This window comes from Oceanobacter sp. 1_MG-2023, from assembly GCF_030689025.1.
In the GTDB taxonomy this organism is placed as follows: domain Bacteria; phylum Pseudomonadota; class Gammaproteobacteria; order Pseudomonadales; family Oceanobacteraceae; genus Oceanobacter.
Map to the genome: position 1 here is coordinate 23,879 of NZ_JAUYWA010000021.1, position 14,343 is coordinate 38,221.

Genomic DNA, 14,343 nt, shown 5'->3' on the forward strand with positions numbered 1-14,343 from the left:
GTGACGATGGCATCCGGAGTACCGGGGCGGTGAACGGACTTGGCCGGCTTTAGCCTGCTTCCACCACATCGGCGAGCTGGCGGTATTCGCTCATCACCTGGCTGATCCAGCGGCCGACCCGGTCGTCAGTGAGATCAAATTGCTGGTCTTCATCAATGGCCAGGCCACAGAACTGCTTGCCGTCTGCCAGCGTCGCCAGCGAGGCGTCAAATTCATAGCCTGTGGTTGGCCAGTAACCGGCAAACCGGGCGCCGGACAGTTGCAGATGGTTATGCAGCCAGCCCATGGCATCAACAAAATAATCACCATAACCAAACTGATCCCCGAGACCGTAAAGCGCCACCACCGGTCGGCTCAGATCCAGTTGCGGCAAGATCTCTTCCATATCATCCCAGTCGGCCTGAATGCCGCCAAAGTCCCAGGTCGGAATACCCAGTATCAGCAGATCATAGTTACTGAAGGTTTCCGGGTCGGCCTCAGTAATGTTGTAAACCTCGGCGGTGATATTGTACTGCTGAAGCTGGTCGGCCATGCGGTGTGCGATGTCCTCGGTGTTGCCGGTGTCGGTGCCAAAAATGATGCCGGTGCGGATGTTGGTCATGACGTGTTGCTCTCAGAGAATGAAATTAATGCCCGGATAAGCGATATCGGGTTGACGTTTTAATGAATGCTAATCATTATCATTAATAAATCAACCCTGAACATCAATTCTTTGTTTCTGTGGTGGCCGGCAATGGCTGAGTGCAGAACTGACGACAACTTATCGGTCCAAACCGGATGCAGGAGCATGTAAATGGCCAGTCAACAAGCAATGGATAACTACCTGGAACTGATCTCGATGCGTCATGCCGTGCGATATGGCACAGAGCCAGACAGCCCGGGAAATATTCAGCGCTGGCTGGATCTGGAAGAAATTGTTTTTCCACGTAGCTGCAACTGCATCAAACGGCGTGTTTACCGCCGCGAATATGATTTGTTGCTGGAAGCCATTGCCGATGAACTGGTGCCGGAAAACTGGCGGCAGCTGTGTATGGACTACAGCCATCATCCACTGAATGGCCTGTCGTCGATTGCCTCCAAGCCCCATCAGCGGCGTTCAGTTAATCGCTTGCAATGGCAGTTACGCACCATTGCCGGCTACAGCCTGGAATATTCTGCAGGATGACGATTTTGTTGAGTTACAAGCCAAGGAGAACAGCATGAATTATCGTACCGTTACAGACAGCATGGGTGAGTTACAAGTACCGGAGGCGGCACTGTGGGGCGCACAAACCCAGCGCGCCATCAATAACTTCCCCATCAGCGGCCGCAGTCTGCCTCAGCCTTTTATCACCTCCTTGCTGTTGGCCAAGTCAGCGGCAGCCCGGGCCAACAGTCAGTTGGGGCTGCTGGAGAGCGACATTGCTGCCGCGATTGTAGGTGCTGTGGATCAACTGTTGGCCGATGAGGCTTTGATGACTCACTTTCCGGTGGACGTCTTCCAGACCGGCTCCGGCACCAGCACCAATATGAACGCCAACGAAGTGATTGCGACGCTGGCGAGCCGCTCGTTGGGCCAGACCGTGAGTGCCAATGATCACGTTAATTGTGGCCAGAGCAGTAACGATATTATTCCAAGCAGTATTCATATCAGTGCCGCAATCACGCTCAGTGATGTATTGATTCCGGCGCTGGATCACCTGTACCGGGAAATACGCAGCAAGGCCGCCAGTGTGGACGGCTACGTCAAAACCGGCCGTACCCATCTGATGGACGCCATGCCGGTACGTCTGAGCCAGAGCCTGGGGGCCTGGGCGGAGCAGATTCGCAGCTGCCGCAAGAACCTGGACCATCAATTGACCCAGCTGCTGCGTCTGGCGCAGGGAGGAACCGCGGTAGGTACCGGAGTGAATGCGCATCCGGAATTTGCCGAGTTGTTTAACCATGAACTGAGCAAGTTAACCGGTTTACCGTTCCAGCCTGGCCCGGACCTGTTTATGTTGATCAGCTCGCAGGACGTGGCAGTACAAACCTCTGCGTCGATCAAAACCCTGGCTGTCGCCCTGATGAAAATCGCCAATGACTTGCGTTGGATGAACTCTGGCCCATTGGCAGGGTTGGGAGAAATTGAACTGGAAGCACTGCAGCCTGGTTCATCGATTATGCCGGGCAAGGTCAATCCGGTGATCCCCGAAGCCACGGCCATGGTGGCGGCCCAGATTATTGGCAACGATACTGCCATTACCATCGGTGGCCAATCTGGCAATTTTGAGTTGAATGTCATGCTGCCATTGATTGCGTTTAATCTGCTGGGCAGTATTGAGCTGGCCGCCAATGCATCACACTTGCTGGCCGACAAGGCCATTGCCACCTTTACTGTGAACGAAGCCAATCTGCAGCAGGCGCTGGCGCGTAATCCGATTCTGGTGACTGCGCTGAATCCGATTGTGGGTTATATGAAAGCGGCAGAGATTGCCAAGCAGGCGTATAAAGAAAAACGGCCGGTACTGGACGTGGCGGACGAGCAAACCAATTTGGGGCGGGCTGAGCTGGAGCGATTACTGGATCCGGCGAAGCTGACCCAGGGCGGCATCTGACGACAAACAGCGGGTGCCACACTGACGGGGCAAAACGATGAACCAGGCATCCCGTAAACGTAATGTGACTGGGCAGGATATGCCGGACGGCTGGGTTTTCTGGATTGAATCCGGACAACGAACGCTGCTGGCTGGCAATCCGCAGCAAGCCTGCGACGATTTCCATAAGGCGCTGAGTCTGGGTTATGCGGAACTGGATGCCGCCGCCCGGTTGTCAGAGCCGGCCTTGCTAGCGGTCGTGGCCCCCTTGCTGAATCTGGTGGACGCTTATCTGGAAGCCGGACGAGCCGAAATGGCGCTGGTCAAACTGAGCCGCTGCACGGAGCTGGTGGCCAGGCAGTGGTCGCAAGCCACTACCGTGGATCAGCGTTTACAGGTGCAGTCCGCCAGGGACCTGTTGCTACTGGAATGGCCGCAACTGGAGCGGCGAATGTGCCGCCTGCGGCCGCATTTTGCCGCGTTCTTTAGCGCTCAAGTGTGGCATTGAGAGGGAGCTGTTGAGAAGGGAACTCAGGTGGTCATAGGGTCGCCGTCACAACCCATGGATTCCGGACCATGGGCCATAAATAAAAAGCATGGCCCTGTCCGGCAAGACGGTGGAGTTATGTGTGTGGTTCGGTGTGGGGTTATGTAGTGAGGTATTGTCCCTGAACCTGATTCAGGGACACCGGCTTACTTACTTCAGGACTTCAGGTCTTCGTAAGGCAAACCCACGTACTGCTCCGCAATGACCTTGCGACCATTGTCTGAACCCAGATAATAATTCAGCTCCGATTCCATAAAGCGTTTGTACATCAAGGGTTCCATATTGTTGCCCCCGGACAGGTCGTCACCAAAATCGTGCATCATGCTGGTCATCCACCAGCTGAAGCGTTCACCGTTCCAGACCCGGCGCAAGGCAATATCGGAGTACTGTGTGATACAGCTCTTGTCGCCTTCCTTGTAAACCCGAACCATGATCTTGCACAGCGTGGCCACATCGGAGGCGGCCAGGTTTAGCCCTTTGGCACCGGTAGGTGGCACGATATGGGCGGCGTCTCCGACCAGAAACAGATTGCCGTATTGCATCGGTTCACACACAAACGAGCGTAATGGCGCGATGCTTTTTTCAATGCTCGGGCCGGTTTCCATATTGGCGGCGATATCTGCGGGCAGGCGTTTTTTTATCTCGGTCCAGAAGCGTTCGTCGCTCCAGTCATCGATATTGTCGGTTAACGGTACTTGCAGGTAATAGCGTGAACGGGTGGCGGAGCGCTGACTGGCCAGGGCAAAACCGCGATCACTCATGGCATAGATCAGTTCGTGGTTACAGGGGGGGACATCGGCCATAAAACCGAGCCAGCCAAACGGGTAAACACGTTCGTGCTCGGTACGGACTTCGGCTGGAATCGTCTGGCGGGATACGCCGTGAAAACCGTCGCAACCGGCAATGTAATCACAGTCGAGACGGTATTCTTCACCCTTATGTACAAATGTGACATAGGGGGCATCGCTTTTTACATCGTGAGGTGTGGCGTCGCTGGCGTTGTAGTAGGTCGGTAAGTCCAGGGCCTGACGTGCTTCAATCAAGTCCCGGGTAATTTCGACCTGGCCGTAACACATCACCGTGTCGCCTCCGGTCAGCCCTTTCAGGTCAATGCGGGTGCGCTCGCCGTTCATCGACAGTTCAAAACCTTCGTGGATATGACCTTCGGCATCCATACGTTCCGCGACCCCGGCTTCCCGTACCAAGTCAACAAACCCTTGTTCCAGAATACCCGCCCGAATGCGGCCAAGGATGTAGTCGCCATCAACGCGGTCAATAATCACGTTATCAATGCCGTGTTTGTGTAACAGCTGGCCCAGCAGCAAACCGGATGGGCCGGAGCCAATGATGGCTACCTGAGTCGTTATAGTTTTCATGTTTGCCTCAACTGAATAGTGTCTGGTATCGGCTGCATAATGGACAAGACTGATCAGATCCTGAATGGAGGATAGTGATTATCACTGGTACTTTTTTGACATCATTTGGGGAGGAGTCCGGTGTGTCAGGATGGTTTTGACTGCGTTGGGTTCGATCGTCACCCATTCCGATTACTGGGGAATAGGGTTGAGATTACTGGGGTTTTCAGGGGCTGGTGTGGGTGGCCTGGGGTTGATGGCTATTGGGCTGGTTGTGGCTGGTTCTGTTGCGGGCTGGTTGTCGGCCATAACAAAAAGTAACCCGTTGTGACCCATAATCGATGAAAAAAATCTCTGGTATCTCAAAAAGTTATGGCAGTAAGCGGTAATTCGATGGCTTTTTACACGCAGCGTATGGTGTTTTCAATATATGTACAGCCTTTCTGATAAGGCTGTACGACACTGGAGGGGTTGATTGACTGACGCTTGTTTGACAGCAGAGCAACCGTTGGAGAACGAAAACAATAAATAATAAAGGCGTAAACATGAAGAAGCATACATTAGCTTTGGCTATTGCATCATCCGTACTGGCATCCGCTGCCAGTGCAGGACAAGTCGCTGAAATGAATGGCGTCACCTACAGCGTTGGCGGTTACATCAAGGCAGAAGGCGTGTTTAACCGTCCGGATGCCGATGCCGCTAACGATGTCAGTAATTCTTTTGATGCGACTGCTCGTCAGTCTCGTCTGAATTTCAAAACCGAGCGTGTTGTGGATGGCCATAAAATCACGACCTTTATTGAGGGTGACTTTTACGGCGGTTATTTCAACTCTTCAACTTATGACTGGCGTTTGCGTCACGCTTATATGCAAATCGATAAGGTTACTCTGGGACAAACCTGGAGTGGTGCTTTCTTTGCAACTGCTCCAATGGATGCTGCCCAGGTTAACTTCTGGGGTCCTGGTCTTGGTACGATTGGTGGTAACGGCGGTACCATTCGCCCGAACCTGGTGATGCACTACACCTCTGGCCCGGTTCGTATCAGCTTGCAAGACCCTGTGAATACCGGTGCGGCTTTCCCGGACATGGTGGCGGCTTATACCCAACGTTTTGAAGGTGGCTCCGGCTACACTGTCGCGGCGGTTGGCCGTGATGTCGCTCAGGGCGATGGTTCCAACAATGACGATGAAAACTCCGTCTTTGGTGGTGGTTTCTCTTTCGCCGGTAAACTGGGTATGGGTGATGTCACTCTGTACGGCAGTGCTTACACTGGTAAAGGCCTGGGCGTTTACACCGGTTTTGGTGTTGCAGGAGCTTATGGTGGGAAAAACTCCGATGCGGAAGATGGCAAGCTGGTACAACAAACCGGTTATACCGCCGCAGTGGCTTACCAGGTTAACGAAAAAACCAAAGCCACCATTCGTATGGCTCACATTGGTGTCGATGATGACGCTGACAGCGAGCTGAATGCCATGAATGCCAACGTGATCTACAACTACACCAAGGGTCTGGATCTGGGGGTTGAATTCCGTAAGCAGGACGTGGGTACATTAAACAACACCAGCACTTTCCCTAACATCCGTCCGAAGGGTAAGCAGCTGGAAGTGATGGCCATTTACAAGTTCTGATCCCGGAGCCGGGCAGCAGCGGTTGTGGTGTGCTGTCCGGTCGGGCCTGACGCGCTGTTTGAAAAACAGCTCCGTCAATGTGTTTGTTATCGTTGTTCTGCAAGCAAGAGTGGCCACGCTCTTGTTACAACAGGAAACCGGGCTTGCCCGGTTTTTTTGTGTCTGTCTGTGGGCAGGGTGAGGATAAAAGGCATGTGGTTTTGACGAACCAGGTGCTCCATTCAGAGCTCCATTCAGTCAGTAGCTCCATCCAGTAGCCCAGAGTGAGCTCCGGATTAAATACCGGATTAAATAGATGCCCCCGCTGGGGCAGTGGCATCTTGCTGGCGGCGTTTGCGCAGCGTCTCAGAGGGTGATTCGCCATACTGTTCGCGGAAGTAAGCGGCAAAACGACTGAGGTTGGTAAAGCCGTAGCGGGTCGCGATATGAGTGATGTTGTGCTCTGGGCAGTGCTGGATATCGGCGTAGGCGGCTTCAAGTTTGCGGTGGCGGATAAATACCGAGGGTGTGATCCCCAACTCCCGATTAAACAGGTTGTAGAGAGTTTTGACGCTGACCTTGCAGGCAGAAGCAATATCACGGAGATCAAAATCTTCGGTGATATGGGTCATCACCAGCTGCCGTACCTGTTCAATTTGCGGGTGTTTGCTGATGGTTGGCTGTCCGGGTTGTTGCTGGATCGTGACACTGTCCAGCAGGGTATCGTATAACAGCTGTTCATAGCAGCGCCGGGTGGCCGCTGTGATCGGGCGTGAGGCCGAAGCTCGCATCGCCTGCAGAATATGATAAAGCGCTTCTGGCAGGGCGTCATCGGTATCAGAAAGCTGCAAGGTGAGGTCAGCCGTATCGCTATTGTGATCCTGGGAATACCCCATCGCGGCCAGGGCTTGCAGCAACTCCGGGGCCGGAATGGATAACGTCATCACCCGGCAGCCTGGTGGATAACCCAGCACTAGCGCCGTGCCCGGATTCAGCAAGCATCCAGTATGGGTTGGCGACTCTGGTTGCCTGGTGTTGTGCGGATTTTCAGGGTGACTTTCGATCACCAGCAACAACAGATAACTGTCGGCACTGGTGCGGCAGAGCAGTTCGGTCTGCTCAACAAAGAGCAGCTCGGAAATCATCAGTTTGCCAAACAATTTGCACTCGTGTTGCTGCAGCGCCGGTACGGCAGCGGTGTGAGTATCCGCGCCCGGGCGTAACAAGAGAGCTGCCCCTGAACGGTTGTCCAGTCGCCACCGTGGCAGCGATGGATTGTCCGGTTCTGACGGGTAGGGAACCAGTGTCAGGGTAGCGGGCAGGGACATCGATGTATCAGGCATAAATCCCCTCGTACTATGTGGTTGAATCCCTGAATACCGTCAGCATGCTGCTGGTACTTAAATGACATACTGATTGTCCGGTGCATCCATCGATCGGCACAGCAGCGCGAGTCGCGCCTGTTTTTCTGTCGGCCAGTATGCCTGCAACATCTTGGCTTGTGCTACTCATCCGGTATTCCAATTTTCTCCGAGTGCTATTTGTTTTTGCTATAGCCTGAAGCTGTTGCGAGTGCTGCCAACAGCTTCTGATCACGCTGTTCGGCCAACATGACCGAGCCACGGCTGGCTGCTCAGAGTCAGCCGGATTTTATCCATAATAAGCTAAAAAGAGGCTGTTTATGGGGGTTTGTCGGGTTTTTTGCTGGCTGTTGATGGGATATTAAAAGGCTATTTATGAGATGTTGACAGGCTGGTTTGTACCATCAAAAGCGTTGTCTAATAACGTTAAAAACAGAAGAGATTGCCATCGATAGATAACCTCTATGCAAAAAATGAATGGCTCTTATGCTTATTTAATTATCTGCATGGCGGCTCGGGATGCTAGCTTGATACCGTTGATCAAGTTGCTGTTTAGTAACTGCCAGTTGCCATGATCCAGTGAGTGTACTGGTGCCAATAAGGATGAATTACATCCAGACAAAAATGTCGGTCAAACCCTCAGACAGTTCCTGGGGTGCATGATTTTGCTGGTGGCAAGATATGCCCGATAAAAATAACAAGGTGACAAACAATGAAATTGAAAAAGCTGCTCCTGACGTTGAGCCTTACCGTTGCTGGTATGGCAACCTTGAACACCCAGGCTGCTGAACCTGAATTTACCTTCAAGTTACATCACTTCCTGACGCCGTTGTCCGCGGCTCACCAAAAAATGATGGTGCCCTGGGCCAACAAGGTGATGGCAGAGTCCGATGGCCGTATCAAAATCGATATTTATCCGGCAATGCAGTTGGGTGGCAAACCGCCGCAGCTGTTTGACCAGGCCCGTAAAGGCGTAGCCGATATTGTCTGGACAGTCGGTGGTTATACTCCGGGCCGTTTCTCGAAAGCTGGCGTGTTTGAATTGCCCTTTATGCCCGCCAGTGCCGAAGCAACCAGTATGGCGATGCAGGAGTATGCCGAAACAGAAATGCAGGATGAGCTGAGCGATGTGCATTTGCTGGCCATTCATACCCATGCTCCGGGTGCACTGCATTCCCGTGACGTGCTGATCAAGACCACTGCGGATATGGAAGGCCTGAAAATGCGGGCACCCAACAAAGCGATGGCTGAAGCCTTCAGTCTGGTTGGCGGTTCCCCGGTATTTATGCCGGTGCCAGCCCTGCCGAGTGCCTTGTCCAAAGGGGTTGTGGATGTAGCGGTGATGCCGTTTGAGGTGGTTAACCCGCTAAAAATACAGCAGTTGGCACCCAACCATACCGAGATCAAGGGTGAACACGGTCTGTATACCCAATTCTTCCTCTTTACCATGAACAAGAAAGCCTACGCGAAATTACCCGCGGATTTAAAACAGGTGATCGATAACAACTCCGGTATCAACGAAGCCCGCCGTTTGGGTCATGCCATGGACCTGGCCGAGCTGCCGGGATATGCCGCTTCTGAAGCAGAAAACAACCCCTTCTATACCCTGACAGAGGAAGAAACGGCTCGCTGGAAGCAAACCATGCAACCGGTGACTGACGACTGGATAGAAGATATGAATGACGACGGCGAAAATGGTACAGCACTGTACAAAAAAGCCGTTAGCCTGATCAAAAAATACCAGCAGGTCGTTAGTGGCTCATGACTGATATATCCCTGACCCAGCCAGTCTGGCTGGAACAGGTACGTCTCGGTATGGCATGGCTGTCCCGTCAGTTCGCACTGTTGGGCGGTTTTTTAATGCTGATGTTGGCCACCATGACGGTGATCAGCATCACCGGTCGTACGCTGTTTGGTGCTGCTATCGAAGGTGATTACGAGCTGGTGGAAGCTGGCCTGGGTATAACCGTCTTTCTGTTTTTACCGGAAGGCCACCGTTGTAACGGCCATGTGGTGGTGGATATTTTCACCAATAACCTGGCCCCGCGATCCGTCGCCTTGCTGGAAACGGTGGGGGAAGTGTTTTTCCTGATCGTATCACTGGTACTGATCTGGCAGCTGACGCTGGGCGGTATCGATGCCTACGACTATATGGAGCAGAGTATGCTTCTGGAACTGCCGCTCTGGATTGTGTTTGTACCGGGCGTATTGTCTTCCGCCCTGATTGCCCTGACGAGCCTTGATCGTATCGTCACTTTTGTACGTGGAGCCGGGAAATGAGCAATGTAGAACTGGCCTTTGCCATGATGGCATTGCTGATGGTGTTGATGGCGCTGCGTATTCCGATCGCGCTGTCGATGATGGCCTGTGGCGCTCTGGGTTATGGCCTGCTGGCCGGGCCGGAGTCGGTGCTGAACTATATGGGCACGGTACCGGTGTCCAAGTTTTCCACCTTCGACCTGTCGGTGGTACCGTTATTCTTGCTGATGGGCGAACTGGCCACCCGTGCCGGTATTACCCGTGAACTGTTTCGTACCTGCAACGTCTGGGTCGGACAGTTAAGAGGCGGTTTGGCAATGGCGTCGATTTCCGGCTGTGCCGCGTTCGGAGCGATTTGTGGTTCCTCACTGGCCACTGCCTCCACCATGGGCAAAGTCGCCTTGCCAGAAATGAAAGCCAATAATTATCAGCCGGGTCTGGCTGCCGGAGCGCTGGCGGCAGGGGGAACCCTGGGGATTCTTATTCCGCCATCAATGGTGCTGATTATCTTCTCGGTACTGACCGAACAAAATATCGCCAAAATGTTTCTGGCGGCCTTTGTTCCGGGTTTTATGGCGGCGTTCGGCTATATGCTGGCGATTGCGATTTATGTACGACTGAAACCGGACTCCGGCCCGGCCGGGCCAAAAACCACGTGGGCGCAGAAATTTCGTTCCACCGGTGATGTCTGGCATATTTCGGTGATTTTTCTGATTGTTCTGGGCGGTATTTATGCCGGTATCTTTACCCCTACCGAAGCCGCCTCTGTCGGGGTGATCCTGACGGCCATTCTGGCTTTTACCCATGGCAAGATGCGGTTGGCGGATTTTCGCGACAGCATTCTTAAAACGGCGGTATCGACGGCGATGATTTTTTTCATCCTGTTGGGTGCCGACCTGTTCAGCGTTTTTATTGCGCTGACGCAGTTACCCTCATTGGGTGCCGATATGATTCTGGCTGCCGACCTGTCGCCGTATCTGGTGCTGACAATCATGTTGCTGACCTATCTGATTCTGGGCTGTTTTATGGACAGCCTGGCGATGATCTTGCTGACCATTCCGATCTACTATCCGATTATTGCGGTGATGGATTTTGGTATGCCGGCGGAAGATCTGGGCATCTGGTTTGGTATTATTGCGCTGGTGGTGGTTGAAGTCGGTTTGATTACGCCGCCGGTAGGCATGAACGTATTTATCATCAAGTCCTTCGACAAGGATTTGCTGATGACGGATGCATTCAAGGGCGTGATTCCGTTCCTGCTCTCGGATATCTTGCGGGTGATTCTGATGATCATCTTCCCGGGCATCACCTTGTGGGCGGTGCATTTGCTGGGCTGATACCGGATACTGCTTGTTGGTTATTCCGCTGGTTAGAAGACAGTGTGTGTTTTTCACCACTGTCTTTTTTTATGCCGGTTGTTTGTTGTTTGTTGTTTGTTGTTTGTTGTCGGTCAGTGACCAGTGACCAGGCGTGTGGTCGCCATGAGTGGCGGAGTACCGGCTTTTTATTGTGGCAACCCATCCTGATGCCGCCGTGCCCACAACGAGCGGGCCAGCCAGGGTAGACTCAGCCCGACAATGGTAATGGTAATGCCGAGGATCTGGATCAGACTCAGCTGCACCCCCATGGCCAGCGCAATCAAGGCAGCCGACACCGGCACCAAATTAAAATACAGCGAAGCATTGGCAGCACCAATGGCCTTGACGCCCTGAATCCAGAACAGATACGCCAGCACAGAACCAAAGAGGCTGATGTGCAACAACTGCAGCCACTCGATCGGGTTGAGCAGCTGAATTTCTTGCCAGGGGTGAATCTCCTTGAACAGCAGGCCATACACACTGACCGCCAGCCAGCCCGCCGTCATGGTAACCAGGGTAAACGACATGGGAGGCAGCCAGTGGCTGACGCGTTGTGAGGCAATGGTAAAGGCCGCCCAGCACAACATGCCGATGCTGATCAGCAGGTCACCACGATTAAGGCCGTGTTGCAGCAGCGACATAACATCGCCGTTGGTAATCACCAGGGTTACGCCGATCAGGCCAATGGTCAGACTGATCCACTGTTGAACCGAGAGCCAGCGGCGGGCCAGTGCTCCCGCTGCAATCGACGTCACCAATGGACTGAGCGCCATGATCAGGGCACCGTTGGTGGCCTCGGTGTAGGGCAAACCTTCGTAAAGAGCGAGGTTGAAACTGCCCACCCCGAGCACGCCAAGTGCCGCCAGAACCAGATATTGCGATCCGCTCAGTGTCGGCCAGGGCTTGCGCTGCACCAGCAGATAAAGACAGACACAGACCAGCGCGATCAGAAACCGCCACATCAGCAATGACAGCCCGGAAACCGATTGCAACAGGACTTTGGAAATAGGAAACACACTGCCCCAGCAAATCACGCAAATCAGCAGCATGAGAACAGGCGTGGCTCGGGCTGGCAGGTTCATGGAAGCTCCAGGTTAGATAAACGCCCAGCTTATGGGTTCCTGTGCCAGTCGCAAGCACTAACTTGGTAATGTTCGCCGCGACAACGGTGCCGGATAGCAAAGAATCATTATTTTTTACAGCGCCAGGGAACCAAATGCCGGTAAGTACCTCTTAACACAAGCAGTTTCATTGTTTATCTGCTCTCCCTCTGTTAGATCTAGTTTTGACGGCCCTTGTGGCCGTTTTTTTTTTGGATTTTTTCTGGCGCTGGTCGATGGCGTTGAGGTGTTCTGCAGGGCAGGGTGTCGAGCCTGGTTGCTGGACATTCACCACTGAGTGCGTATAAATCGAAGCTCAATGCAGATAGTCGGGAGCCGTGCTTGAATCTTGTTTGGGCGTTGTTTTTTCTGGTCGGTTTTGCCACGGCTCTGGTGCGTTGGGCCGGCGGTGACAGCGAGGTGTTTCAGCAACTGGTGAATGCCAGTTTCGATATGGCGACCCTTTCGGTTGATATTGCTATCGGGCTGATCGGTCTGCTGGCGTTGTGGTCGGGGCTGTTTGCCATTGCCGAAAAAACCGGTGTTATTCACTGGTTCGGCCGAGGCTTGGCACCGCTGTTTCGGCGGCTGATGCCGGAAGTGCCTGCGGGACATGAAGCACAAGGGGCTATCACCATGAACCTGGCTGCCAATATGCTGGGGTTGGATAACGCCGCCACGCCGCTGGGCATCAAGGCGATGCAGGCTCTGCAAACACTGAATCCTCTCAAAGATACCGCCAGTAATGCCCAGATCCTGTTTCTGGTGCTGAATACCTCCTCTGTCACTTTATTGCCCGTCACCATTTTTATGTACCGTACCCAGTTGGGCGCGGCGAACCCTGCTGATGTATTTGTACCCATTTTATTGGCCACCACCGCGTCCACATTGACGGGTTTGCTGGCGGTGATGTGGTGGCAAAAAATCCGTTTGGATGCCGTACTGCTGGCGTATCTGGGAGGGCTGCTGGCGCTGGTCGCGACCATGGTTTTCTGGCTTGGATCATTACCGGTGGAGCAACTGGCGGATACCTCACAGCAGCTGGCCAACGGTATCATTATGTTGTTGATCGTCAGTCTGATTGCTGCCGGGTTATGGCGGCGACAGCCAGTGTATGAGCAGTTTGTTTGCGGCGCCAAAAGCGGTTTTGAAACCGCGGTGCAGTTGATTCCTTATCTGCTGGCGATGCTGGTGGCGATTGGTGTTTTTCGTGCCAGTGGTGCCCTTGACCTGTTGCTGGATGGCGTGCGCTGGTTGCTGACGGTATTGGGGGTCAGCACGCTGTTTGTTGATGCCTTGCCGGTAGCACTGATGAAGCCGTTCAGCGGCAGCGGTGCCCGCGCCATGATGCTGGATGTGATGAATAGCCAGGGCGTCGACTCAGTGGCCGGGCATATTGCGGCGGTGATGCAAGGCAGCACCGAAACCACCTTTTATGTGCTGGCGGTCTATTTTGGTGTGGTGGGTATTACCCGAATCCGTTATGCCCTCTGGGCCGGGTTGCTCTGTGATGGCGTTGGCATGATCACTGCCGTGGTGGTGGGCTTATGGTTTTTTGATGTGTGAAGCCTGAGGTTTGGGTCTCTTGCGGCAAGCCGGTTATCATACCCGGCTGATTTATCGATTCACTGTGAGTATCCGCATGCCCGAAGACATTCGTCCTGTTACCCGTACACCATTACATCGTCGCCAGATTGACGTGCAGGGCTACCTGCGCAGTGATGGCTTGTGGGAAGTGGAAGCCACCATGATGGATACCAAGCACTACGCATTTCATCTGCGTGACAAGGGTGAGCTGCCGGTTGGTTCCCCCTTGCATGACATGACCATGACCCTGGCGGTCGATGATCGCCTGGTGATTCGGGAAGTGCGTGCTGATATGCGTTCCACACCGTATCGGGATTGCTCTGGCGCTGGGCCTCGCTACGACTTGCTGGTCGGTATCAAAATCCGTTCTGGCTGGATCAATGACGTCAAGGAAGCACTCGGCCGTTCGTATGCCTGTACTCATCTGACCGAATTATTGCCGGTGTTGGCAACGGCTGCTTTCCAGACCATTCAAGGTTATCGCCTGCAACATGAGCCTGGTTACGCCAGCAGTCCGGTTAACCGCAAACATATGACGAACACCTGTTATGGCTATCGCGAGGGTGGCCGTGCCGATACGATTTTATGGCAAACAGAAACAGAATGACTGGCCG

Annotated in this window: 13 protein-coding genes; 9 read left to right on the forward strand and 4 right to left on the reverse strand. The window is 53.6% G+C overall.

What is annotated here, in order from left to right; genetic code table 11:
• Nucleotides 1–49: 49 nt before the first annotated feature.
• Nucleotides 50–601, reverse strand: a complete 552-nt coding sequence (locus Q8W22_RS12920) for a flavodoxin (protein WP_305452608.1) — start codon at nucleotides 599–601, stop codon at nucleotides 50–52.
• 192 nt (nucleotides 602–793) lie between these two features.
• Between Q8W22_RS12920 and Q8W22_RS12925 the strand changes: the two genes are divergently transcribed.
• From Q8W22_RS12925 to Q8W22_RS12935, 3 genes are read left to right on the forward strand one after another with little or no spacing between them, the layout of a single operon-like run.
• Entirely contained in the window at nucleotides 794–1,165 is a 372-nt protein-coding gene (locus Q8W22_RS12925) for a hypothetical protein (protein WP_303434447.1), read from the forward strand.
• A gap of 34 nt (nucleotides 1,166–1,199) precedes the next feature.
• The gene (locus tag Q8W22_RS12930) at nucleotides 1,200–2,576 is read left to right on the forward strand and encodes a lyase family protein (protein WP_303434448.1); all 1,377 of its coding nucleotides are present in this window, start codon (nucleotides 1,200–1,202) and stop codon (nucleotides 2,574–2,576) included.
• A gap of 37 nt (nucleotides 2,577–2,613) precedes the next feature.
• Nucleotides 2,614–3,063, forward strand: a complete 450-nt coding sequence (locus Q8W22_RS12935) for a hypothetical protein (protein WP_305452609.1) — start codon at nucleotides 2,614–2,616, stop codon at nucleotides 3,061–3,063.
• 194 nt (nucleotides 3,064–3,257) lie between these two features.
• Here Q8W22_RS12935 and pobA read toward each other — a convergent pair whose 3' ends face one another.
• Entirely contained in the window at nucleotides 3,258–4,469 is a 1,212-nt protein-coding gene (gene pobA / locus Q8W22_RS12940) for a 4-hydroxybenzoate 3-monooxygenase (protein ID WP_303434470.1), read from the reverse strand.
• A 533-nt stretch (nucleotides 4,470–5,002) separates the two neighbouring features.
• Between pobA and Q8W22_RS12945 the strand changes: the two genes are divergently transcribed.
• A complete protein-coding gene (locus Q8W22_RS12945) occupies nucleotides 5,003–6,085 on the forward strand; it encodes a hypothetical protein (RefSeq protein WP_305415577.1) in 1,083 nt (360 codons plus the stop codon).
• Nucleotides 6,086–6,372: 287 nt separating this feature from the next.
• On the opposite strand, the gene Q8W22_RS12950 is transcribed toward Q8W22_RS12945, so the two are convergent.
• Nucleotides 6,373–7,407, reverse strand: coding sequence for a helix-turn-helix domain-containing protein (locus Q8W22_RS12950; RefSeq protein ID WP_305452610.1), 1,035 nt, complete (start codon nucleotides 7,405–7,407; stop codon nucleotides 6,373–6,375).
• Between the two features lie 730 nt (nucleotides 7,408–8,137).
• Here Q8W22_RS12950 and Q8W22_RS12955 point away from each other — a divergent pair.
• Genes Q8W22_RS12955 through Q8W22_RS12965 form a run of 3 tightly spaced genes read left to right on the forward strand, consistent with a single transcriptional unit; the run spans nucleotide 8,138 to nucleotide 11,021 of the window.
• Nucleotides 8,138–9,190, forward strand: coding sequence for a TRAP transporter substrate-binding protein (locus tag Q8W22_RS12955; protein ID WP_303434452.1), 1,053 nt, complete (start codon nucleotides 8,138–8,140; stop codon nucleotides 9,188–9,190).
• The gene (locus Q8W22_RS12960; protein ID WP_303434453.1) at nucleotides 9,187–9,705 is read left to right on the forward strand and encodes a TRAP transporter small permease; all 519 of its coding nucleotides are present in this window, start codon (nucleotides 9,187–9,189) and stop codon (nucleotides 9,703–9,705) included. Before Q8W22_RS12955 ends, Q8W22_RS12960 begins: the two co-directional genes overlap by 4 nt.
• The gene (locus Q8W22_RS12965; protein ID WP_305415580.1) at nucleotides 9,702–11,021 is read left to right on the forward strand and encodes a TRAP transporter large permease; all 1,320 of its coding nucleotides are present in this window, start codon (nucleotides 9,702–9,704) and stop codon (nucleotides 11,019–11,021) included. The genes Q8W22_RS12960 and Q8W22_RS12965 overlap by 4 nt, the downstream gene beginning before the upstream one ends.
• A gap of 167 nt (nucleotides 11,022–11,188) precedes the next feature.
• On the opposite strand, the gene Q8W22_RS12970 is transcribed toward Q8W22_RS12965, so the two are convergent.
• Nucleotides 11,189–12,124 carry a DMT family transporter gene (locus Q8W22_RS12970; protein ID WP_305452611.1) on the reverse strand — a complete coding sequence of 312 codons (936 nt, stop codon included), beginning with the start codon at nucleotides 12,122–12,124 and terminating at the stop codon, nucleotides 11,189–11,191.
• A 360-nt stretch (nucleotides 12,125–12,484) separates the two neighbouring features.
• Between Q8W22_RS12970 and Q8W22_RS12975 the strand changes: the two genes are divergently transcribed.
• Nucleotides 12,485–13,708: a nucleoside recognition domain-containing protein gene (locus Q8W22_RS12975; protein ID WP_305452612.1), complete on the forward strand. Its 1,224-nt coding sequence runs from the start codon at nucleotides 12,485–12,487 to the stop codon at nucleotides 13,706–13,708.
• 76 nt (nucleotides 13,709–13,784) lie between these two features.
• Nucleotides 13,785–14,336 carry a DUF2889 domain-containing protein gene (locus Q8W22_RS12980; protein ID WP_303434457.1) on the forward strand — a complete coding sequence of 184 codons (552 nt, stop codon included), beginning with the start codon at nucleotides 13,785–13,787 and terminating at the stop codon, nucleotides 14,334–14,336.
• Nucleotides 14,337–14,343: the final 7 nt, after the last annotated feature.